Consider the following 22,365-nt stretch of genomic DNA (forward strand, 5'->3'; position numbering starts at 1 on the left):
GCATATGTTGTTGGCAGGTATCAGAAGGCTGTGTCAACAAGGGAAAGCTGGCCAAATGTGCCAGCGTCTGCTCTTGTTGATGTTGGTATGTGCTACTGGCCCGTCGGCGATGGCATTGAATGAACCGGATCTGGAGCATCAGATCAAGGCTGCCTATCTGTATAAGTTTCTGGGCTATGTCGAATGGCCATCTACCGCCTTTGCTCAATTGGGGGCGCCTGTCATCATCGGCGTCATTGGAGCCGATGCAGTGGCAACTGAACTGGGTAGGCTGAAATCTGGCCGGTTGGTCAACAATCGGGCCATTGAGGTCAAGCAACTCAGGACAGATGACTCGATCGCCGGTGTGCACGTGTTGTATATCGCCCAACAGGAAGCCAGCAATTTGAAAAGGTTGTTGAGTGCCATTCAAGCCCAGCCTGTTTTGACGATTACCGACTCTGCCGGTGGCTTGGATTTTGGAAGTGTCATCAACTTTGTACCAGTTGATAATCGGGTCCGTTTTGAGGTTTCCGTTGTTCACGCAGAGCGCAGTGGGCTTAAGGTCAGTGCCCGGTTGCTGGCGGTTGCGCAACGTATCGAAACAGGGAGGCCATGACGTGGCGATTCGACTTCGATCGATAAGGCACAAATTGCTGTTACTGGTAGTGATTGCCAATGTGTGCACATTACTGGCGGCTGGTGGTGCACTGCTGTACCACGATCTGACCGAGGCACGTGCCAAGACGGTAGATCAACTGACGGTTCTGGCCAATATTCTGGGACAGGGGTCTGCTACTGCATTGGAATTTGATGATGCCAAAGTGGCGACAGATAACCTGCAGCAATTGCGTGCCAACCCCAATATTCTGGGTGCCGCCTTGTACCGTGCAAATGGCAAGTTGTTTGCACGCTACATCAGGGAGGGTGTCAGGGTTGCTGAAATACCTGCTGTCCCGGCATTGGACGGTCATCGATTCGATAATGACGAGTTGATCCTGTTCAAGCGCGTCGTCATCGGCGCTGAAATCATCGGTACGGTCTATCTACGTGAGCGATATGTCCTGTCGCAATGGTTACAGGACTATCTGGTCATTCTGGGGGGGGTCTTGCTGGCAAGTATGCTGCTGGGGCTGGCCGTGTATTCTCAGCTGGAGCGCTGGATCTCAGAGCCGATTCAGGCGGTCAGCACCGTGGCACGTCAAGTCATGGCACAACGTAATTTCCACTTACGTGCCATTAAAACCACTGAAGATGAAATTGGCCAGTTGGCCGATGCATTCAATGGCATGCTGCAGACGCTTGAGCATGAGATGACAGAGCGTAGTCACGCCGAGAATGCAGTACGCACTTTGAATGCCGAATTAGAACAGCGTGTGGCAGAACGTACCACCGCGTTGCAGGTCGCCAATCAGGAATTGGTCGTTCGAACGGAGGAGGCCGAGTCGGCTAATCGCGCCAAGGCAGATTTTCTGGCCAATATGAGTCATGAGATCCGAACACCCATGAATGCTGTTCTGGGATTGGCTTATCTGCTTGATCAAAAACCACTGGACAACGACTCTGCCGAGTTGGTCAAGAAGATACGTGGAGCAGGCCGTTCGTTGCAATCCATCATCAATGACATCCTGGACGTCTCCAAAATCGATGCCGGCCGGTTGGAGATTGAGCATACGCCATTCCGTCTGACTGATGTGCTGGACGACTTGGCGAGCATCATGGGGGCCAACTTGGGCAACAAGGATCTGGAGCTGGTCATTGCCCCTCCACCGGAAATCGGTGTGCAGTTACTGGGTGACGCGTTGCGTCTGGAGCAGATTTTGATCAACCTGACTGGCAATGCCATCAAGTTCACCGAGAGCGGGTCTGTCAAAGTGGGCATCACCTTGCTGGCGCGCGAAGACAATACCGTCACGTTGAGATTTTCCGTTGCCGATACCGGGATCGGTATCCCGCTGGAAAAGCAAACCCAGATCTTCAACGCGTTTTCACAAGCGGATACGTCGACCACGCGCCGGTTTGGTGGTACTGGGTTGGGGCTGACTATCTGCCGGCATCTGGTCAATAAAATGGGGGGCGACATCGGCGTGATCAGCGTGCCCGGAAAAGGGAGTGAATTCTGGTTCACCATCAAAGTGGATCTGGCAGAGGCCAAGCAGTATGCCCCGCCGGAATTGGCAAATCTTGATGTGCTGATTGCGGATGACAGCGAAATCGCACGTGAAAATCTGGTACTGACAGCACGCTCCATCGGCTGGGCCCCGATTCAGGCCGAATCAGGCGAGATTGCCATCCAAAAGATGGCCGCCAAGGCGAGTGAAAGTCATGGTTTCGATGTATTACTTCTGGATTGGAAAATGCCTGGCCTGGATGGCTTGGCCGTGGCCAAATCGATCAGGCAGTCACTTGGTGAGCAAACTGCACCGATTGTATTGATGGTGACCGCTTTTTCACGTGAGGAATTGTTGAAACAATCCGATATCAATGTGGTTGATGGCGTGTTGAGTAAGCCTGTCACCGGTTCCTCACTTTACAACAGTGTGGCCGAGGCGTTACGACGGCGCTGGCGTGATGGTCAATGCCAACTTTCGCAATCTGGGCATGACAAACGGTTGACCGGGATCAGTGTGCTGGTTGTGGATGATAGCGAGATCAATCGTGAAGTGGCATCACGGATATTGCAATCGGAGGGAGCGACGGTTTCGCTGGCGCCAGATGGCAAGGCAGCGATTGATTGGCTGCTTTCACATTCCAGTGATGTCGATGTGGTACTGATGGATGTTCAAATGCCGGTCATGGATGGGTATGAAGCCACTCGCCAACTGCGTGAAACGTTGCACTTGTATACCTTGCCAGTGATTGCCCTGACCTGACCGCTGGGGCATTCAAGGCCCAGCAAGATGCAGCGCAACAGGCTGGCATGAATGCCTTTGTTGCCAAGCCTTTCAATGTTGATGATTTGCTGGAGACCATTCTCAAGCTGACAAGGTATACCATGCGTAATCCTGACCCAACACCATTGGCCCCTGCGCCACTGTCGCCGCCGCTGCCGACCCCTAAAGCACCCCAATTGCCCGATCTGCCGGGAATCGACTTTGAGCGCGGCATGCGATCCTGGGGGGAGATTGAAATCTATCGGAAATTTTTGGGGAAATTTGCTGAGGACTATGCAGATTGCGGTGCTCAGCTCAATCTGCTGTATCAGAACAAAGATTGGGCTGCCCTTCGGGGCATGGCGCACAAACTGGTCGGGGCAGCGGGTAATCTTGCACTGGTCGAAGTGTACCCTTATGCATCGGAAATCGAAGGTGCCATTGTCCGAAACGAAGATCCTGCCGATGCTGTGTGCAGATTGAATGTTGCACTGGAAACCGCCCTGGAGTCCATTGCCGAATGGGTTGGGCAAGCCGAGCTGCGTGATTCGACTGTGACAGCCCCTCTGCAGCACGAGGTTGACTCCTCGCCGTTGCTTGCGGAGCTGATTCGGGCATTGGATACCGACAATCCGGATCAGGCGGAGCCTGTGCTCAACGCTTTGGCAGGGGCAATCCAGGCCGAGTCTCTGATGGCGATTCGTGCCTGTATCGATGCATTTGATTTCCGTAGTGCGGAGCAATTGGCACGCCAACTTGCAACGGACTTGCAGATTGTGTTGGAGGAGTAACCCATGGCGACCAATCCTATTCTGATCATCGACGATGAGCCAAGCAATTTGGCAACGTTGAAGCAGATTCTGAAAAATGACTACCCGTTGGCATTCGCACGGAGTGGAACGGAAGGGCTGGCTGCTGCAGAGAAACACCAGCCATCATTGATTCTGTTGGATATTCGTATGCCGGACATGGATGGCTACACGGTGTGCCGCAAACTCAAGCAAGATGCCAAGACGGAAAATATCCCGGTGATTTTTGTTTCTGCGCTGGGTGAGGTGGGTGACGAAGCTGCCGGATTTGAATGTGGTGGGGTGGATTACATCATCAAGCCTGTGTCACCTGCGATTGTCCGGGCACGAGTGCGTACCCATCTTTCCCTGGTGAGGGCGACCATGCTTGAACGGTATGTGACGCAGCTCGAAATACAGCAGCAGAAGATTGCACGGCTAAGTCGTATCAAGACGCTGCTGAGCGACATCAATTCAGTGATTCTACGCACGCGTGACCGTCAGATGCTATTTACCGAGGCGTGCCGCATTGCGGTGGAACAAGGCGGTTTCGATACGGCATGGATTGTGCTCGCCCAAGGGGCCACGATGGTCCAGGTGGCCCGGCAAGGAATGACAGAGGAGCGTCTCAATTCACTGATCATGGCGCTGCCGTTGCAAGCCAATGGACAGCAGGGTGTGGTCCATATGGCCATGGGCTGCGGGCGACCAGCTTTCAGCAACGATATCCGGGCTTGCTCCGACGCAGATCAGGTTTGCAGGGATGCACTTGATCATGGCTTTCTATCACTGATTGCCCTGCCATTGATGCCCGATACCCAAGCAACTGGGGCAATGGTGTTGTATGCCCATGATGCAGGCTATTTTGATGATGAAGAGCTGAAATTGTTGAACGAGCTGGCAGGTGATATTTCGTTTGCCATGAAGCATATCGAACAGGAAGAGCGTGTCAATTATTTGTCCTTCTATGACGTATTGACTGGTTTGCCCAACAATGTGCTGTTTCTGGACCGGTTGAGCCAGATTGTGCAGGCGGCCAAGCACGAAAGTGGGATCGCAGTGATGGCGATTGCCAATCTGGATCGCTTCAAGCAAGTGAACGATGGCCTGGGACGTCATGCGGGCGATCAGGTATTGAAGGAGGTGGCCAATCGCTTGACCAACGAATTGGACAGGCGGTACAGCATTACCCGCCTGACGGGCGATAGCTTTGCTGTGGCAGGTACTCAGACAGCAGCTGATGAAGTGGCGGTGTTGGTGGATCAGATCAATGTATTGTTGAGCCAGCCGATGGTGATTGATGGTGCTGAATTGCACTTATCAGGGCATGTCGGTGTGGCACTGTATCCCAGCGACGGCGACGACGCAGAAACATTGTTCAAGAATGCAGAAGCGGCTTTGAAGCAGGCCAAGGCATCCAATGAACGATATTCCTACTATTCTCCAGAACTGAATGCGCGCATGGCGGAAAAATTCGAGCTGGAAAGCCTGCTGCGCAAGGCATTGGAACAAAAACAGTTTGTCCTGTATTACCAGGCCAAGGTGGATTTGGCCAGCGGCCGTATTGCTGGGGCCGAAGCACTGATCCGTTGGGTCCATCCGGAACGGGGAATGGTACCACCGAGCGACTTCATCCCGCTGGCGGAAGAAACGGGACTGATTGTGCCCATTGGCAGTTGGGTGATCCAGTCAGTGTGCGAACAGCAGGCTGAGTGGCGGGCACAACAGGTTCGGACCGTGCCAATCGCGCTGAACCTGTCCGCCTTGCAATTCCGTAAGGGGGATGTGCAGGAGTCGGTACAGGAAGCTTTGTCATCCTATGGACTGGCTCCCAATTTCGTCGAGTTGGAATTGACGGAAACGTTGGTGATGCAAAATCTGGTGGAAGCTGAACGAACCATGCAGGCGTTCACGCAATGCGGTTTGCATCTGTCGTTGGATGATTTCGGCACGGGCTATTCGTCACTGGCTTACTTGAAGCGCTTCCCGTTTGATACGGTGAAGATCGACCGGACATTTGTCTCGGACATTACGACTGATTCAGAGGATGCCGCAATTGCCAGCGCGATTATCTCCATGGCTCACAATTTGCAAATGCATGTGATTGCGGAAGGTGTGGAGACGAACGAGCAGTTACGGTTTCTGCGGGCCAAGGGGTGTGATCAGATTCAAGGGTATTATTTCAGCCGCCCAGTTCCAGCAGCGGAATTTGAATCGATGTTACGCAACGATAAACATCTGGAACTGGAACCTGATTCAGTAACAGATGCGGAATGGTTACTACCGTTGACCAGCAAGGGGACCAGTTCATCGCCCGCATCATGGCATCATCGGTGACATGAAGGCAGAAGACATTGCGAATCGCCTATTTACCGTAGCATTTAAAACGGAGCTGTTTTCCCTGCTGGCGATACTTAGTCAAGACCGACCTGCCGCCACAATGTCCATTGGGATTCGCATGCTGTAATCATTGATTCCAGTCTTAGCCTGAGACGGCTTCCTTCCCATGTAGGGTTCAATTGATCATTGCAAGTCATGCTGCACGGGGCAGCTTAGTCAGTCCATAAAAAACCGCTCACGAATAAATTCGTGAGCGGTTTTGGGTGGAGCACACGCTGTTGTGATGGTGCAGCTTCGGGTTAGAACAAGTGTTCGCCAATCCAGAAGAAGAATGCAGCGATTGTTGCGCTGGCGGGGATGGTGAGGATCCATGCCCAAACGATGCCACCCGCAACGCCCCAGCGGACTGATGAGAATTTACGGGCTGCACCGACACCGACAATCGAGCCGGTGATGGTATGTGTGGTGGAGACCGGGATGCCCAATGCGGAGGCAAAGAAAAGCATCATTGCACCACCGGTTTCGGCACAGAATCCACCTACGGGTTTGAGTTTGGTGATCCGTTGACCCATGGTTTTGACGATTCGCCAGCCACCGAGCATGGTGCCCAAGGCAATCGTGAAATAGCAGGCAAACACAACCCACATGGGAACATCTTCCTGAGGGGTGGAGTAGCCAGCTGCAATCAATAACAACCAGATAATACCGATTGTTTTCTGCGCGTCATTGCCACCGTGCCCTAGGCTGTAAAGACCTGCCGATAGCAATTGCAGCCGACGGAACCAGTTATCTACCGCAAGCGGCGTCGCGCGGAAACAAATCCACGACACCAGTACCATCAAAATGGCGCCTAGAAAGAAGCCCAAGATCGGGGAGATGAAAATGAATGCAACGGTTTTGCCAATGCCTGCCCAGATCAGCGAATCAGGTCCGGACTTGGCGAGCCCGGCACCAACGAGGCCACCAATCAATGCATGGGACGATGATGAGGGGATGCCGAAATACCAAGTGATGATGTTCCATGCAATGGCCCCGACCAATGCGCCGAAGATGACATACTGATCGACAATGCCAGGATCAATAGTGCCCTTGCCGATGGTGGTGGCCACCTTCAGATGGAAGATGAATAGCGCGATAAAGTTGAACGCGGCAGCCCAAAGCACGGCGTGCTGGGGTTTCAGTACCCCGGTTGACACGATGGTGGCGATGGAGTTGGCTGCATCGTGGAAGCCGTTCATGAAGTCGAATGCCAGTGCAAGCACCACTAACATGACGACAACACTGAGGCTGATTTCCATTCCTGTCATGAGTACCTCAAGCGTTCTCGAGCACGATGGCTTCAAGCGTGTTGGCAACTGACATACAACGATCTGTGATTGATTCAAGCAGTTCGTAAACAGCCTTCAATTTGATCAGTTCGCGTACGTCCTGCTCTTCACGGAACAGGCGTGATACAGCACCGCGCATGATCCGATCGGCGTCGCTTTCCAGCTTGTCGATATCTTTGCAGGTTTTCAGGATATCCTGAGCATGCTCGCCAGGGTCTTTGATGAGGTTGACTGCGGAACGAACGCGTTCGATTGCTGACAAACTGATTTCCGCGAGCTGTTTCATCTCTGGTGTAGCACGGCGGACGTCATACATGGTCAGGGTCTGCGCAATGCTATGGATGACATCGATGATGTCATCCATCGAGCTGATCAGTTGGTGGATTTCATCACGATCCAGTGGCGTGATAAAGGTTTTGTTCAGCAGGATGATCGTATCATGTGTCAGGGTGTCAGCTTTGAATTCGGCTGATTCAATAGTTTGGACGTGTTCTTCAATTGCACGGGCGTCGCCGCCCAGTTGGTCCATAAGGGTGACCAGCTTCTGGGCGGAGAGGACGATTTGGTCCGCGTGTGCATTGAAGAATTCGAAGAATTTGCCTTCTTGAGGCATGAAGCGAGCGAACATGGGCTTCCCTGATCGTTGCAAAAAATATTGTATTTTAGCGTGTTGAGCGCCCCGAGATAAGGGCATGGCAGAAAAATGAAAAACGGGGCGGTGATCGCCCCGTCATAAAGCCTTGTCTGGATTGGTCTAGAGACCTGCTGCTGCGCGAAGCGCTTCGGCTTTGTCTGTTCGCTCCCAAGAGAAATCCGGCTCTTCGCGGCCAAAATGGCCGTATGCGGCAGTTCGGGTATAGACCGGGCGCAATAGATCCAGCATTTGCACGATTCCTTTGGGACGCAAGTCAAAGTGGGTCTTGATCAATTCCACAATTTGCTCGTTGCTGAGCTTGGATGTGCCCCAGGTATCCACCATGATGGAAACAGGCTTCGAAATACCGATCGCGTAGCTCACCTGAACCAGACACTGTTTGGCAATGCCCGCTGCAACGATATTTTTGGCTACATAGCGACCTGCATAGGCGGCAGACCGATCTACCTTGGAAGGGTCCTTGCCAGAGAAAGCACCGCCACCATGAGGCGCTGCACCACCATAGGTATCAACGATGATCTTGCGGCCGGTCAAGCCACAATCGCCCATTGGGCCGCCAATGACGAATCGACCTGTGGGGTTGATCAGGAAACGCGTGCCCTTCAGCCATTCCGATGGAATCACGGGTTTGATGATTTCCTCGATGACGGCTTCCGTAAGCTGTGCATGTGAGACATCTGGGTGGTGCTGGGTGGAAATCACCACTGTATCAACTTCTTGAACCTTGCCACTGGCTTGGTCGTAACGAATCGTGACCTGAGATTTAGCATCCGGGCGTAACCAAGGCAAACGGCCATCTTTGCGCAGTTCCGCCTGGCGCTGCATCAGCCGATGTGAATAATAAATTGGTGCAGGCATCAACTGTGGCGTTTCGTCACAGGCATAGCCGAACATCAGGCCCTGGTCCCCGGCACCTTGGTCCAAATCAAGGCCTCGGCCTTCGTCAACCCCTTGGGCGATGTCTGGGGATTGCTTGTCATATGCAACCAATACCGCGCAGGTTTTGTAGTCGAAGCCAATATCGGAATGGTCATATCCAATACGCTTGATTGTGTCGCGAGCGATCTGGATGTAATCAATGTTGGCAGTTGTAGTAATCTCGCCAGCCAATACTACCAAACCAGTATTGACCAGGGTTTCTGCCGCAACACGGGCATATTTGTCCTCGGCCAGAATTGCGTCGAGGATGGAATCCGAAATTTGATCAGCTACCTTGTCCGGATGACCTTCAGACACCGATTCGGACGTAAACAGGAATGTATCGCTCATAATTGTCGTATCGCTCACTGTGTAAGGTTGCAGTTAGAATAGTCGCTTTCGAGTGTATCACAAGCCGCAATGCTCAACAGTCTTCTGGTTGCAATCGCAAGCCTGCCTTTGTTTTTGTTCCATGGAATAGGCAGTGTCATTGGCCGTCTGATTTATGCTTTTTCTCAACGCTTTGCCAACATATTGAGAGCCAATCTGGCTGCAAGCAGACTGGATGTCTCCCCGTGGAAAATTGCGGGGGAAATTGGTAAGGGGGCGATGGAATTACTGGTTGCATGGGGTCGATCACCTGCCGGTGTGGCGCGTCTGGTCAAGCGTTGTGACGGGTGGGAGCATGTTGAAGCTGCGTTGTCTGCTAAGCAAGGGATTGTTTTTGTGACTCCCCATCTTGGTGGATTCGATATTGCTGGCCGTTACTTAAGTTCGCGTTTGCCATCTCCATTGACTGCCATGTATCGCCCGCCCAAGCTCAAATGGCTGGAGCCCCTGATGAATGCTGGTCGCGTACGGGGCAATGGTAAGACAGCACCTGCTACATCGGCAGGGGTAAGGCAACTGTTCAAAACACTCAGATTGGGTGAACCGGTGATCATTTTGCCTGATCAGGCTCCAGGAGAAGGTGGTGGTGTCTGGGCGCCGTTTTTCGGTAGGCCCGCTTACACTATGACCCTGTTGGCCCGTTTGGCGTTGTCATCCAATGCCAAGGTGTTGATGTTTTATGGCGAGCGTTTGTCGCTGGGCCGTGGTTACGCAGTGCATATCGAACCATTGTCGACAGCTTTTACTGGGGATGCAGTGGTAGATGCGACCTTGCTCAACCAGGCGGTGGAACAATTGATTGCACGGTGTCCGAGCCAGTATTTATGGAGTTATAACCGCTATAAAGTACCTGCGGGTGTGGTAGCGCCGACCGGAGTCATGTCGTGATGCGTGTGTGGATGGTGTTGTGGCGTTTGGTCAGTTATTTACCTACGCCGATTATTGGCATACTGGGTTATGGTTTAGGCTGGTTGTTGTTTTGGGTGGGCAAGAAAACCACCCTACGTAATCTTGAGTTGTGCTTTCCTGATTGGACGCCTGCCGAGCGACGACGTGTTGGGCAGCGTCATTTCATGCGCTTGACCCGGGCTGCTTTAGAGCTGGCTTTGCACGTATGGCAACCCAAGCAACGCATATTGAAAATGGTGAAGATAAACGGCTGGGAACACCTGCAGCAGTGTCTTGGGCAACCCGTGATAATGCTCAACCCGCATTTTGTCGGCTTGAACAACGGCTCTGCGGCGATTGGGGAGCGGCTGAGTGAGTCAATGACACTGTATAGCCGCAACAAAAACCCGACTGTCGAGGCGTTTCTGTATCAGGCACGACATCGGTTCGGTCAGCCAATGCTGTTTGCACGACAAGATGGCTTGCGTGCGATCGTCAAGCATTTGAAACGTGGCGTGCCGTTTTTTTATCTGCCGGATATGGATTTCAATTCAAAGGATGCCCTGTTCGTACCATTCTTTGGTGTTCCTGCATCGACTTTGACCATGCCAAGCCGGTTGGCGGCAATGGCAGGTGCCAAGGTTGTGCCGGTGGTGACAAGGCAGTTGTCGATCTGGCAGGGGTATGAAGTGACTTTCTATCCTGCCTGGATGCATTTCCCAAGCGAAGATCCGGAACAGGATGCACGTAACATCAACGACTGGCTGGAACAACGTGTACTGGAAATGCCAGACCAGTATTATTGGGTACATAAACGCTTTGGACGTCGTCCGCCGGGCGAGAAAAACCTCTACAAATGAGCATTTCTTCCAATTACCTTGATCGCTTGGCTGTTATCCATCGGCAATTGGGAATTGCGCCGGACTATGCCGCAACCCGCCAGTTAATCCCACAACAGGAAGCGACTTTGTTGACGCCAGTAGGGCTGGATACATATGACCGCGATGCTTTTTTGATTCCGGCAGCGGCTAACGCGTGGCTTAGTATGCAGGCGGCGGCAGTGGCGGAAGGTATCGTGTTGGAGCTGGTGTCCGCTTTTCGCAGCGTGGCGTATCAACAAGGATTGATTGCGCGCAAGATGGCTAAAGGGTTATCGATGGATGACATTCTGCTTGCCAGTGCCGCACCTGGTTTCAGCGAACACCATACAGGGAGGGCGGTGGATGTGACGACTCCTAATGTTGATGTGCTGGAAGAGATTTTCGAAACCACCCAGGCTTTTGCTTGGTTGATAGCACATGCTGCTGAGTATGGATTTCACATGAGTTTTCCGCGTGCCAATCCGCACGGTATATCGTATGAACCTTGGCATTGGGCATTCGCTGAAGTTGGACAGGATCGGGTGGTATGAGAGTTGCGTTGGTCCTGTTGTGGCTGTTCCAGTACTTACCGTTGTCCTGGCAGGCATCAATCGGTAATGGTTTGGGTTGGCTGGCTTACTATCTGGCGAAAAGCCGGGTCAACGTGGCGCGTACCAATTTACGTCTGTGCTTCCCTGATTTATCAGATTCAGCGCGTGAAAAGCTGATCAAGCAGCATTTGCAAAGTTTCATACGTGGTGCGCTGGAGCATGCATTGCTATGGTGGGCACCCGAATCAAGACTCAGGCAATTGATGAAAGTAGAGGGCTGGTATGAGCTGGAGAGCCGAATCGGACAACCCATCATCTTGTTTGCACCACACTTTATGGGCCTGGACCATGGTGGCATTCGGGTAGCAATGGATGCCAAGGTTTGCTCGATGTACTCGCAGCAGAAAAATCCCCAGGTGACCGAGCTGTTGTTAAAAGCCCGCAAGCGTTTTGGTAATGCAGTGTTGCTGTCACGTCAGGACGGTATCCGTGGCCTGGTTCGAGCGGTCAAGCGTGATACTTTGCCTTTCTACTATCTACCTGATCAGGACTTTGGGCGTGAAGATGCCGTATTCGCGCCATTCTTTGGGGTGCCGGCAGCCACGATCACGGGTTTGTCCCGCATTGCCAAATTGACAGGGGCGGTGGTGATCCCGGTGGTGACACGTCAATGTCCAGGAGGGGAGGGGTACATCACCCGGTTCTATCCTCCCTTGGCGGATTTTCCCAGTCATGATGTGTTGCAGGACACGCAACGAATGAACGAATTCATCGAGGCGAGGGTCAAGGAGATGCCGGCGCAATATTTCTGGACTCACAAGCGCTTCAAAACCCGGCCGGAAGGCGAACCGTCGTTGTACTGAAAGGATGAGCAAGATGCAGTTCACCAATCCAGACGATCTTGCCATTCGTGATTTTCTGCAACGTATTCGACGGATTGCTGTGCTGGGACTTTCACCCAATCAACACCGGCCAAGCTACCACGTATCGGCACATATGCAACGTTTTGGGTATGACATCGTCCCGGTTCGCCCTGGTGTGGCATCGGTACTGGGGCAGCCGGCCTATGCTCACCTGCAGGATGTACCTGGTCGGGTTGAGCTGGTGAATGTTTTTCGTAATGCCAATGAGTTGGACACCATTGTTGAAAATTGCATTTCGCTTGGTATGCCGGCAATCTGGATTCAGCAAGGTATCATCAATGAAGCAGCGGCCTGCCGGGCTCGCGATGCCGGCCTGTTTGTGGTGATGGATCGTTGTATTTACATCGACTATCTTCACCTGTGTTTGTAAATCGGTTTGGGACACACCATGGTTCGTCACATTGTCATGTGGAAACTGAAAGATCATGCAGAAGGTGCTGATCGTGCAAGTAATGCACAAAAGATAAAAGATTTGTTGGAAGGGTTACGTGGGCAAATACCCGGCCTATTGCATATTGAGATTGGTATCGATTTTTCAGCGACGCATCAGTCGGCTGATGTCGTACTGTTCAGCGAATTTGTAAGTCGTGCCGCACTGGATGCCTATCACCAGCATCCAGCCCATGTGGCCACAAAGGACTTTATCGGTGCTGTGCGCGAAAGTCGGACGGTAGCAGATTACGAGGTATAGACCAGCGATGGGCAAAACACTGCGTTTTACCAAGATGCAAGGCTTGGGCAATGATTTCATGGTGGTGGATGGTATTCATCAGCCATTTACTTTCTCTGCAGAACAAATTGGTTGTTGGGGCGATCGTCGTTTTGGCATCGGTTTTGATCAGTTGCTGCTGGTTGAGCCTGCCCAGACGCCAATGGCTGATTTTCGTTATCGCATTTTCAATTGTGACGGCACGGAAGTGGAGCAGTGTGGCAATGGTGCCCGTTGCTTTGCCCGCTTTGTTTATGACAAGGGTTTTACCACAAAGCGCGAAATCCAGGTGGAAACGGCCAAGGGCGTGATCATGCCACGACTGGAGGATAATGGTAGTGTGACGGTCAACATGGGGGCGCCTCGCTTTCAGCCGGATCAGATTCCCTTCATTGCGGATGCGGATTCAGTCATTCATGTATTGGCAGTGGCGGATACCCACTATGATGTGAGTGTGGTTTCAATGGGCAACCCACATGCAGTTCAGGTCGTCCCAAATGTTGATCAGTTTCCGGTGGAAAAAATCGGTCCGTTGATCGAATGCCATCCGCGCTTTCCACAAAAGGTCAATGCGGGCTTCATGCAAATCGTTGATCGTGGTCGGGTTCGGTTACGGGTTTTCGAACGTGCGGCTGGTGAAACATTGGCATGTGGCACAGGTGCATGTGCAGCAGTGGTGGCGGGTATTCGTCGAGGCTTATTGGATGCCACGGTGCGAGTCGATACACGTGGCGGCATGCTGAGTATCAGTTGGCAAGGGGAGGGCAGTCCGGTAATGATGACCGGCCCTGCTGTGACTGTGTTTGAAGGTGAAATCACATTATGAGTGTCGACAAAATGGCAGAGCAGACCATGGAAGCCAACGCCGTTGTAAGTTATCTGAAATCTCATCCTGAGTTTTTCGAGATCTATGCCGATGTACTGGCAGATATTTTCATTCCACATCCGCACGGTGGCCATGCTATCTCGATTACCGAACGACAGATACTCACGCTGCGGGAAAAAAGCCGGTTGCTTGAAGTCAAACTAGCTGAATTGCTGCAATTTGGTGAAGAAAACGACGGTATCAGCGAGAAGGTACATCGTCTTGCGTTGACGTTGCTGGCCGCGCGGGATGCCACCGAGGCAATCAATGGATTCGTTTACAATCTGTTGGAAGATTTCTCGGTACCACATGTGGGGTTGCGTGTTTGGGGAATTGACGGTGCAGACCCCGCCCAGTCTGAATTTGCACCAGTTTCCGATAGCCTGAAAGCCCTGGCGGAGAATTTGACTGAGCCCTATTGTGGCCCACATGTGTTAGATGAAGTGCAAGCTTGGTTCGGCGAGGCCAGCCCAAGATTGCGCAGTTTTGCCCAAGTGCAGTTGGTCACGGATAGAACGGCAGGCCTGTTGGTATTGGCCAGTGAAGATCCGCAACGCTTTTATCCAGAAATGGGGACGCTTTATCTCAAGCGTGTTGGTGAATTGCTGTCGGCTGTATTGTTACGGACGATACCGCTGGGTAAAAAGGTTGACTAGATGAGTCAGCATGAACCGGATGCAGTTACTGTAAAAAGCCAATTTCGTCCAATGCCGGTGGGTGGGGTGGCGCAAACGGATGCTTATTTGTCCTGGATTCGTGATGAGCGGAAGTTGAGCGACCATACTTGGCAGGCATACCGGCGCGATATGGATCATCTGCTAGTCTTGGCGGCAGGGCAGGATCTGCTGACCTTGACCCCACCAAACATGCGCCGCTTTATCGGTAAATTGCATCACGATGGTTTATCTGGACGTTCGTTGGCACGTTTGTTATCTGTCTGGCGTGGTTTTTATACGTTTTTGGCAAAGCGTTACGGTGTCGATCTGAATCCGGTCATTGGTCTACGTGCGCCAAAATCGCCAAAAAAGTTGCCCCATGTGTTGTCTCCTGACGAGGCTGCCAAGCTGGTAGCGATTGCTCCGGAAGATGCATTGGCGATTCGTGACAAAGCGATGTACGAGCTGTTCTATTCGTCCGGTCTGCGCCTGTCGGAGTTGGTGGCACTTCCCGTCAATGCACTTCAAATGGACAGTGGTGAAGTGCGTGTATCGGGTAAAGGGAACAAGGAACGTGTCGTGCCGGTAGGGCGCATGGCATTGGCTGCGATCCGTGCCTGGTTACCACATCGCTTGACGATGGCTGCACCAGAAGAGCACTCCCTGTTTGTGGGGCAAACTGGCAGGAGGCTTACTCCACGGGCGGTTCAGAAGCGTATGGCGGAGTGGGGGATCAAGCAGGGCTTGAGTGATCATGTTCACCCACATGCCCTGCGTCATTCTATGGCAACCCATTTGCTGCAATCCTCCCAAGATCTGCGCGCAGTGCAAGAAATGCTGGGCCATACCAGCATTACCACAACTCAAATTTATACCCATCTTGACTATCTGTATCTGCAGAAGATTTACGATACTGCTCACCCGCGCGCCAAGCGCAAGCCAGAATAGGCGTACTGCCTAATAGGAATCTTCTTTACTGCGCCTCGTTGGTCGTGGCGTCTGTGGGGCTATTCACGTCATTGGAGCGGCATGACAGCCCTGTGCATCTATACTATTGTTATGGCATATGGATTGCTTTTGACTTGAGACCACCGGTTGACACCAGTCGATACCGGCACGTTTCAGCTGCTGGGGATACGCAATTTTGGTCTATCTATTTCACATTCAGCCGAGGACATCGTGTCGTTGGTATGGATGACCTTATTGTCATTGATCGCCATTGTCGCGACGGCGAGTATCAGTTACTGGCTGGGGCGAAGTCGTGCGTTGCGCATGCTGCAAGAGATGAAGACCGTTGCGGAGCCTTTGCAAAGTGCGACACGACTTGCACTGAGGGAAGTCAAATTGCTGCAGGCGCGACAGCAAGCGTTGATGGACAGCATTGATGATCTTGCCTGGTTGAAGGACCGTGAAGGCCGTTTTGTGTTGGTGAATCGGAAATTTGAGGAGGTATTCGGCATCTCCCGTGCGGACATCATCGGACAGCACGATTTTGATCTGTTACCACCTGATGTGGCCCAACATTATCACGACGACGACCTTGCTGTGATGACATCTCGTAGTACCAAGCGAATTGAAGAAAAGGTACATATGCCCAATGGTGACATTGGGTGGACCGAGACCGTCAAGGTGCCAGTGTTTGATGAAGAAGGTGGGGTCATTGGTACTGCGGGTATTGCCCGTGACGTGACCTCTCGTAAACGCCTGGAAGAGCAGGCTGCTTTTCTGGCCAACCATGACCCACTCACCGGTTTGGCCAATCGGCGGCAGCTGGAGGAGCATTTCGACAACTTCCTGATGTGGTATCCCCACTTGGCGGCCATCTTTCTGGATCTCGACAACTTCAAGCTGATTAATGACACTGATGGCCACTCCGTTGGTGACACGTTACTGCGCATGCTGGCAAAGCGATTGATGGAAGAAGTCAGTGAGCATGAGTTGCTGGTGCGGTTGGGCGGGGATGAATTTCTGATCTTGGCCCCTGTTCCCAATGGGGACATCAATCACATCGAGGATTTGGCCAAACGTCTGGGCGTGGCTGTCGGTACGCCCTTCGATATTGCCAATGCCCAATATGCGGTCAGCAGCAGTATTGGTATTGCGCTGTGCCCGGAGCATGGTAAAGACCGGCAGACGCTAATCAAGCATGCTGATATTGCCATGTACGAAGCCAAGCGTACCGGGCGAAACCGGGTATGTTGGTTTGACCCTGGTATGGCATCAGAGGCTGTCAATCGCCGCAAGCTGGAGATGGTATTACGACGTGCTTTGGAACAGCACACTTTTCAATTGCATTACCAGCCAGTCATCGATGTGGCTACCCGACGTATCGTGGGGGCAGAGGCACTGTTACGTTTGCGTGACCCGCAAGAGGGATTGGTATCGCCAGCCATGTTTGTGCCGGTAGCAGAAGAAAGCGGCTTGATTCTGCCTATTGGTGACTGGGTGCTACAACATTGCTTTCAACAAATGCGGCATTGGCTGAATCAAGGTGCGACCGATTTCAAGCTATCCATCAATATTTCCGGAGCGCAATTTGCCCAACATGATTTTGCCGATAAGGTGGCTGCCTGGCTGGCGGAATATGGTATTCCTGGTGCTGCGCTGGAATTTGAAGTGACTGAAGGCGTGTTGATGGCTGACGTTGAAACCCATATTGCAACGTTGGAGCGGATTCATCAGCTTGGCATTGAACTGGCTGTTGATGACTTTGGTACAGGTTATTCCAGCTTGGCCTATCTGAAAAGGTTACCGATTCATCGATTGAAAATCGATCGTACTTTTGTCAGCGGATTACCGGACCACCAAGGTGATGTCGCCATTACCCAATCCATTCTGTCACTGGCATCGGCATTCAATCTTCGCGTGACCGCAGAAGGGGTGGAGATGCAGCATCAATTTGAATTTCTTCGCAACGCAGGTTGTGAATTAGTGCAGGGCTATTTGTTCAGCCCACCCAAGCCGTTAGCGGATTTCGAACAACTGTTGGTGAAGAACGGTCATTGAGCCAAGTGATTTTTCAAAATAGTTAAGCTGCCGGAAGCCGGCCTATTCATTCTCCCTCTCCATTCAAAGCTGGAGTATTCCCCACAAGCCTTGCCTGATCACGCTTATGGCTTAGTCTTAAGGTGATTGAGAGCAAATACTCTGTAAATGTCTTCCATCAGCGACGATAGGTTTTTTTGATGCTCGGTTAAATCGATCAATTAATTAACATCGAATATATAGTTTTACCAGCCATCATGGATCAGCTGAACACGTGTGTTGAAATAAATTGGCTGGCTGATGTGCTGGGCCAAATGCTATTCGGTTGATACACCTTGGCTTGATCAGACCGTCGTTACGATTCTTGGCGATTTAAACCCAAACATCAAAAAGCCTGAATGTAAAAAATATGTATAAAAATCAATATATAGCAACATAGAAAAGTGATTTGCCGCTTATCGGCGGATTAACGGTTTTAAACCGGTTTGAGCCAGTCGGGTTGTTGCGATAGCAATGCTGCTTGGTAGACTGACATCCACAACTTGCATGAGTTGTGTATCCACTAGGAGGCAAGAAAATGTCGATTCGTCAGCTGGTTGCAGCATTATCTGTCGGGTGGCTTGCAGCAACATCGCAAGCCGAGGTCGGGGTTACGGATGACAAGATCGTGCTCGGTCAGTCTGCTGCCTTGAGTGGACCTGCCAAATTTCTAGGGGAGGAAATGCGTGACGGCGCACTGGCCTACTTTGCGCAGATTAATGAGCAAGGTGGTGTGAATGGAAGAAAGATTGAATTGATCTCACTGGATGATGGCTATGAGCCTGAGCGTGCTGCAGACAACACCAAAAAACTGATCGAGAAACACAAAGTGTTTGCCTTGTTTGGTTATGTTGGAACACCTACCAGTAACGCGGTCATGCCAATGTTTACTGCTGCCAAGGTACCATTTTATGCGCCATTTACTGGGGCAGATTCACTTCGGACACCGCATAATCGTTATGTTTTCAACGTGCGTGCAAGTTACGCCGATGAGACCGAGAAAATCATCCGTCATGCCACTAACCTGGGACTGAAACGGATCGCAGTGTTCTATCAGAATGATGCATATGGTAAAGCTGGCTTGGCTGGTGTTGAGCAAGCGATGCAGAAACGAGGACTTGTCATCGCGGCAACTGGGACTGTGGAACGTAATAGTACGGAGGTTGCAAGTGCAATCCAGTCACTGTCCGGAAGCAAGCCTGACGCTATTGTGATGATCACTGCATATAAATCGTCAGCTGCATTTATTAAGAGTGCCCAGCAGGCTGGTATTACATCACAGTACTACAACGTTTCTTTCGTAGGCAGTCGTCCATTGGCGGAGGAACTGGGTGAACAGGCTGCTGGTGTTGTTGTCAGCCAAGTGGTGCCGTCACCATTTGATCAAAGTCAGGCCGTGGTTCGCGAATATCGCAAGGCCATGTCCAAGTATCAGCCTAAAGCACCAATTTCGTTTACCAGTATGGAAGGTTTCATTGCGGCCAAGAGCATGGTGGAAGGGCTTAAGCGGGCCGGCGAAGCCCTCACACGTGAACGTTTGATTGCTGCGTTGGAGCAAGGCGATCCCGTTCATGCGGGCGAGTTCAAAGTTGCTTTCTCACCCAACAGTCACAGTCAGTCAAAGTTTGTCGATCTGACTGTGATGCAGAAAGATGGCAGTTTCAGAAATTGAAACTAGCCAGGTTGATGTAAGAAGCCGTGACACAGAACTGAGGCGCTCGCCAATATGGGGGCGCTTTTTTTCATCGTATATCCAGACCGATGATCAGATCTTCGGTCAACCAGGTTTTCAGAAATTGGGCCGCATGCAATGGCGCTTCGTCGTCGCTGACAAATGCACATAACTCCTGGCAGATGTCACCGAAATTCAAGCCACTCTGTGCATTATCCAGCGCATCTGCCTCCGCCGCCGCCAGGGACCGGTAGTAACTGGTGATGCCTCTGCGCCAGATCAGCCATCCAGTTGGTCGACTGCTGGACTCGGAAACTGGTATGGCCTCTTCTGCCGAAACTGCCTTCCAGATTGGTGGGATATTGGTTTTCAGGTTTAAACGTCGAACGGATGGATGAAACCGGAAATACAAATTTGCCCAATCATCAGGTGGAATATTGATCATCTCTGCCAACGTCAACGGTTGTGCATTGGCTGCATCGAACGCTTCGGTCATAGCCCATTCCCACTGCGCCAACTCGATCAGACGTATCTGCTCTGAATAGGGGGGGGTCTCTGCCAGAAACTTGGCCAGATGCTGCCCAAACCAACGGATCGAGAAATGTGTAGGTGGGTAGGCGGCCAGATAACGTTCACCCAAGTCGGCAAAAGCGTCGTCTCCAACCAATTGATGCATGATCGGGAAGTTGGCGTCCAGGGCTTCGATCAATCTGGCATTGTAGGCATAGGCATACACATTGAGTCTGGTCGCTACATCAAAGCGCTCCGTGCCGACTACTTGCTGCGCAAAATCGCTTGAGTGTGTCTTCAGAAAGTTATGGAACTGAAGCTGCAATTGAATAAGACTCATACTGTTACCTCAGCCATGGCTTCTGCTGCGATTTGTCGTGCACAGTTCAGTTCAACCATCAGCTCGGCGAGTGGTGGAATGTGATCATCCCGTTCGATCATGGTGGAAATCGGCCCCAGGTGGGTAATGGTTTCGCGATATAGCTGCCACACCGGATCTGGGATGGGATGGTCATGGGTATCTACTAGATAGCTACCTTCATTGGTATGGCCAGCAAGATGAATTTGTTGTACCCGCGCTCTGGGTACGCCGGTCAGATAGCGCAATGGGTCGAATTCATGGTTAACACTGCTGACATAGATGTTGTTCACGTCCAGCAAAATCAGGCAGTCCGCTTGTTCTGCCACTGCAGAGAGAAAGTCCCATTCCGATAATGCTGAACTGGCATATGTCAGGTAACTGGAGACATTTTCAAGCAGGATTTGTCGGCCCAGATAGTCCTGAACCTGCATGACGCGAGAGGCGACATGCCGAATGGCTTCTTCCGTATAGGGTAGCGGCAACAGGTCATGCGCGTTGTGACCACCTACGCCGGTCCAGCATAAATGATCAGAAATCCAGGCGGGCTGCACCCGATCCGCCAAATGCTTCAACTCACGCAGATAGTCCTGATTGAGTGGATCGCTGGAACCGATCGACAGGCTGACACCATGCATTACCATCGGATAATGTTCGCGAATCTGGTCCAGATAGTGCAATGGCTTACCACCACCCACCATGTAGTTTTCCGAGATGATTTCGAACCAGTCGACATTGGGGCGTTGCGCAAGTACTTCACTGTAGTGGTCGGTACGTAATCCCAGGCCAAAGCCCAGAGAGGGAAAGACAGCCATGGTCACTTGCTTTCAGAACAGGTTGGCTCACAAGATGTGAACAGGTACCAAGACATTGTTGGTGTGTGTTTTGGACATGGGCAATATGGAAAAACACACTTCAGCAATAACTTGTCGGGTTTGCGTCAATGGAAAAAGGCCGGCACGTAGCCGGCCCGCCAACAAGCTGGGCTTACTGCATTACCTTGCCCTTCTTGGCTTTGCACTCTTTCTCGGTCACTTCCACCCAACCATGGCCTTTGCAGCTATTCTGGCCTTTGCATTCGTTGGATGCGGTTTTGCAAGCACTGGTGCCCTTGCAAGTGTTGATACCCTCACATTTGACCTTTGCGGCTTCAGCGGCATGGGCTGTGGTTGCGACACCAACAGTTGAGAACAGTGCTGCAGCAGCGGAAGCCAGCGCGAGTCCAGTCAGTTTTTTCTTGTCCATTGCAATATCTCCTTGGTTTAACAATTAACAACTACACGAAAAACGCGAAAACGACGATGTGGCCATTTTCGACGCCTTGCCGGCCCAATCAATGCCTGCAAAGCCTATTGGACACAGACACTGGCTTTAGTCGGTTAACCCTGAAATTGCTTACTTCTGGGCACCTTTGACCGCAGCCTGTGCCGCGTCACATTCTTGTTTGCTGGCTTCAACCCAGCCTTGTCCCTTGCATGAATTCAAGCCCTTGCAATCGTTCTTTGCTGTTTTGCAGGCACTTTGGCCTTTGCAACCATTAATGCCTTCGCACTTGACCTTGGCTTCGTCAGCGGCATGCGCGCCAGGCACGGCGATTGCACCAAACATCAGTGCAGCAGCGGAAGCGAGTGCAACACGGGTAGCCTTGATTTTCATTGTTTACTCCTTTGTTTACGATTGATGTTGAAATCAGCACGATTGCTGAAATCGCCATCTACCGTAACACCCATTCCAGATGCATGACAAACACATGATTTTATGTGGATTTCAGCTTTTCTCCCATCTGCTTGATGGAATGGCTTCGAGTATATTGTTCTATTATTAATCAGTTGCTTAATATGCTTTTATGCAGTCGCTTGTGCGCACAGGCGAATTCAATCAACTTGGTTGGATGTGCGCTATTTTTATGTGCGCAGCATCACATCTGAGCGTTTGTCGTGCGACCACGATTTTTCTTACATCTTTTTTGATGAACGGATATACGTGGCAGAAGGTGAACTGGATGCAAGAAATTGGATGATCGCGCAAAAAAGCACGCAGTTCATGCCGCAGGAAATCGTTTCTTAAAGGTATAATTT

Annotated in this window: 22 protein-coding genes; 15 read left to right on the top strand and 7 right to left on the bottom strand. The window is 51.6% G+C overall.

What is annotated here, in order from left to right; genetic code table 11:
- Window positions 1-55: 55 nt before the first annotated feature.
- From FFS57_RS00550 to FFS57_RS00565, 4 genes are read left to right on the top strand one after another with little or no spacing between them, the layout of a single operon-like run.
- Window positions 56-598: a TOL_0243 family YfiR-like periplasmic protein gene (locus FFS57_RS00550; protein WP_171013469.1), complete on the top strand. Its 543-nt coding sequence runs from the start codon at window positions 56-58 to the stop codon at window positions 596-598.
- A gap of 1 nt (window position 599) precedes the next feature.
- Window positions 600-2,852 carry a sensor histidine kinase, YfiR-like protein-associated gene (locus FFS57_RS00555; protein ID WP_171013471.1) on the top strand — a complete coding sequence of 751 codons (2,253 nt, stop codon included), beginning with the start codon at window positions 600-602 and terminating at the stop codon, window positions 2,850-2,852.
- Window positions 2,853-2,899: 47 nt separating this feature from the next.
- Window positions 2,900-3,643, top strand: coding sequence for an Hpt domain-containing protein (locus FFS57_RS00560; RefSeq protein WP_137935795.1), 744 nt, complete (start codon window positions 2,900-2,902; stop codon window positions 3,641-3,643).
- A gap of 3 nt (window positions 3,644-3,646) precedes the next feature.
- Window positions 3,647-5,977 (top strand): two-component system response regulator, encoded by a 2,331-nt coding sequence (locus tag FFS57_RS00565; protein WP_137935796.1) that lies wholly within the window; start codon window positions 3,647-3,649, stop codon window positions 5,975-5,977.
- Window positions 5,978-6,279: 302 nt separating this feature from the next.
- Here FFS57_RS00565 and FFS57_RS00570 read toward each other — a convergent pair whose 3' ends face one another.
- The 3 genes from FFS57_RS00570 to metK all read right to left on the bottom strand — a co-directional run bounded on the left by FFS57_RS00570 (window position 6,280) and on the right by metK (window position 9,232).
- The gene (locus FFS57_RS00570; protein WP_137935797.1) at window positions 6,280-7,287 is read right to left on the bottom strand and encodes an inorganic phosphate transporter; all 1,008 of its coding nucleotides are present in this window, start codon (window positions 7,285-7,287) and stop codon (window positions 6,280-6,282) included.
- 7 nt (window positions 7,288-7,294) lie between these two features.
- Window positions 7,295-7,936, bottom strand: a complete 642-nt coding sequence (locus FFS57_RS00575) for a DUF47 domain-containing protein (protein WP_137935798.1) — start codon at window positions 7,934-7,936, stop codon at window positions 7,295-7,297.
- 126 nt (window positions 7,937-8,062) lie between these two features.
- Window positions 8,063-9,232, bottom strand: coding sequence for a methionine adenosyltransferase (gene metK / locus FFS57_RS00580; RefSeq protein WP_137935799.1), 1,170 nt, complete (start codon window positions 9,230-9,232; stop codon window positions 8,063-8,065).
- 69 nt (window positions 9,233-9,301) lie between these two features.
- On the opposite strand from metK, the gene FFS57_RS00585 reads away from it, so the two are divergent.
- From FFS57_RS00585 to FFS57_RS00635, 11 genes are all read left to right on the top strand, one after another.
- Complete coding sequence (locus FFS57_RS00585) at window positions 9,302-10,159, top strand: lysophospholipid acyltransferase family protein (RefSeq protein ID WP_137935800.1); 858 nt, start codon at window positions 9,302-9,304, stop codon at window positions 10,157-10,159.
- Complete coding sequence (locus FFS57_RS00590; RefSeq protein WP_137935801.1) at window positions 10,159-11,019, top strand: lysophospholipid acyltransferase family protein; 861 nt, start codon at window positions 10,159-10,161, stop codon at window positions 11,017-11,019. Before FFS57_RS00585 ends, FFS57_RS00590 begins: the two co-directional genes overlap by 1 nt.
- Window positions 11,016-11,570 (top strand): M15 family metallopeptidase, encoded by a 555-nt coding sequence (locus tag FFS57_RS00595; RefSeq protein WP_249383826.1) that lies wholly within the window; start codon window positions 11,016-11,018, stop codon window positions 11,568-11,570. Before FFS57_RS00590 ends, FFS57_RS00595 begins: the two co-directional genes overlap by 4 nt.
- Complete coding sequence (locus tag FFS57_RS00600; protein ID WP_137935802.1) at window positions 11,567-12,433, top strand: LpxL/LpxP family acyltransferase; 867 nt, start codon at window positions 11,567-11,569, stop codon at window positions 12,431-12,433. Before FFS57_RS00595 ends, FFS57_RS00600 begins: the two co-directional genes overlap by 4 nt.
- Window positions 12,434-12,446: 13 nt before the next feature.
- On the top strand, window positions 12,447-12,863 hold the full coding sequence (locus tag FFS57_RS00605; RefSeq protein WP_137935803.1) for a CoA-binding protein: 417 nt from the start codon (window positions 12,447-12,449) through the stop codon (window positions 12,861-12,863).
- A gap of 18 nt (window positions 12,864-12,881) precedes the next feature.
- A complete protein-coding gene (locus FFS57_RS00610) occupies window positions 12,882-13,184 on the top strand; it encodes a Dabb family protein (protein ID WP_137935804.1) in 303 nt (100 codons plus the stop codon).
- Window positions 13,185-13,191: 7 nt separating this feature from the next.
- Window positions 13,192-14,028, top strand: coding sequence for a diaminopimelate epimerase (gene dapF / locus FFS57_RS00615; RefSeq protein ID WP_137935805.1), 837 nt, complete (start codon window positions 13,192-13,194; stop codon window positions 14,026-14,028).
- Window positions 14,025-14,723 (top strand): DUF484 family protein, encoded by a 699-nt coding sequence (locus FFS57_RS00620; RefSeq protein WP_249383827.1) that lies wholly within the window; start codon window positions 14,025-14,027, stop codon window positions 14,721-14,723. The genes dapF and FFS57_RS00620 overlap by 4 nt, the downstream gene beginning before the upstream one ends.
- A complete protein-coding gene (gene xerC / locus FFS57_RS00625) occupies window positions 14,724-15,671 on the top strand; it encodes a tyrosine recombinase XerC (protein ID WP_137935806.1) in 948 nt (315 codons plus the stop codon).
- Between the two features lie 231 nt (window positions 15,672-15,902).
- Window positions 15,903-17,729, top strand: a complete 1,827-nt coding sequence (locus tag FFS57_RS00630; RefSeq protein WP_137935807.1) for a putative bifunctional diguanylate cyclase/phosphodiesterase — start codon at window positions 15,903-15,905, stop codon at window positions 17,727-17,729.
- Between the two features lie 556 nt (window positions 17,730-18,285).
- Window positions 18,286-19,419, top strand: a complete 1,134-nt coding sequence (locus tag FFS57_RS00635) for an ABC transporter substrate-binding protein (RefSeq protein ID WP_137935808.1) — start codon at window positions 18,286-18,288, stop codon at window positions 19,417-19,419.
- 70 nt (window positions 19,420-19,489) lie between these two features.
- Here FFS57_RS00635 and FFS57_RS00640 read toward each other — a convergent pair whose 3' ends face one another.
- The 4 genes from FFS57_RS00640 to bufA2 (FFS57_RS00655) form a co-directional block, all read right to left on the bottom strand.
- Window positions 19,490-20,269, bottom strand: coding sequence for an HvfC/BufC N-terminal domain-containing protein (locus FFS57_RS00640; RefSeq protein ID WP_137935809.1), 780 nt, complete (start codon window positions 20,267-20,269; stop codon window positions 19,490-19,492).
- Window positions 20,266-21,102 carry an MNIO family bufferin maturase gene (gene bufB, locus FFS57_RS00645; RefSeq protein ID WP_137935810.1) on the bottom strand — a complete coding sequence of 279 codons (837 nt, stop codon included), beginning with the start codon at window positions 21,100-21,102 and terminating at the stop codon, window positions 20,266-20,268. The genes FFS57_RS00640 and bufB overlap by 4 nt, the downstream gene beginning before the upstream one ends.
- A gap of 172 nt (window positions 21,103-21,274) precedes the next feature.
- Entirely contained in the window at window positions 21,275-21,532 is a 258-nt protein-coding gene (gene bufA2, locus FFS57_RS00650) for a BufA2 family periplasmic bufferin-type metallophore (protein ID WP_137935811.1), read from the bottom strand.
- 150 nt (window positions 21,533-21,682) lie between these two features.
- Window positions 21,683-21,943, bottom strand: coding sequence for a BufA2 family periplasmic bufferin-type metallophore (bufA2, locus tag FFS57_RS00655; RefSeq protein WP_137935812.1), 261 nt, complete (start codon window positions 21,941-21,943; stop codon window positions 21,683-21,685).
- Window positions 21,944-22,365 lie beyond the last annotated feature (422 nt).

The organism is Chitinivorax sp. B, assembly GCF_005503445.1.
Lineage (GTDB): Bacteria > Pseudomonadota > Gammaproteobacteria > Burkholderiales > SCOH01 > Chitinivorax.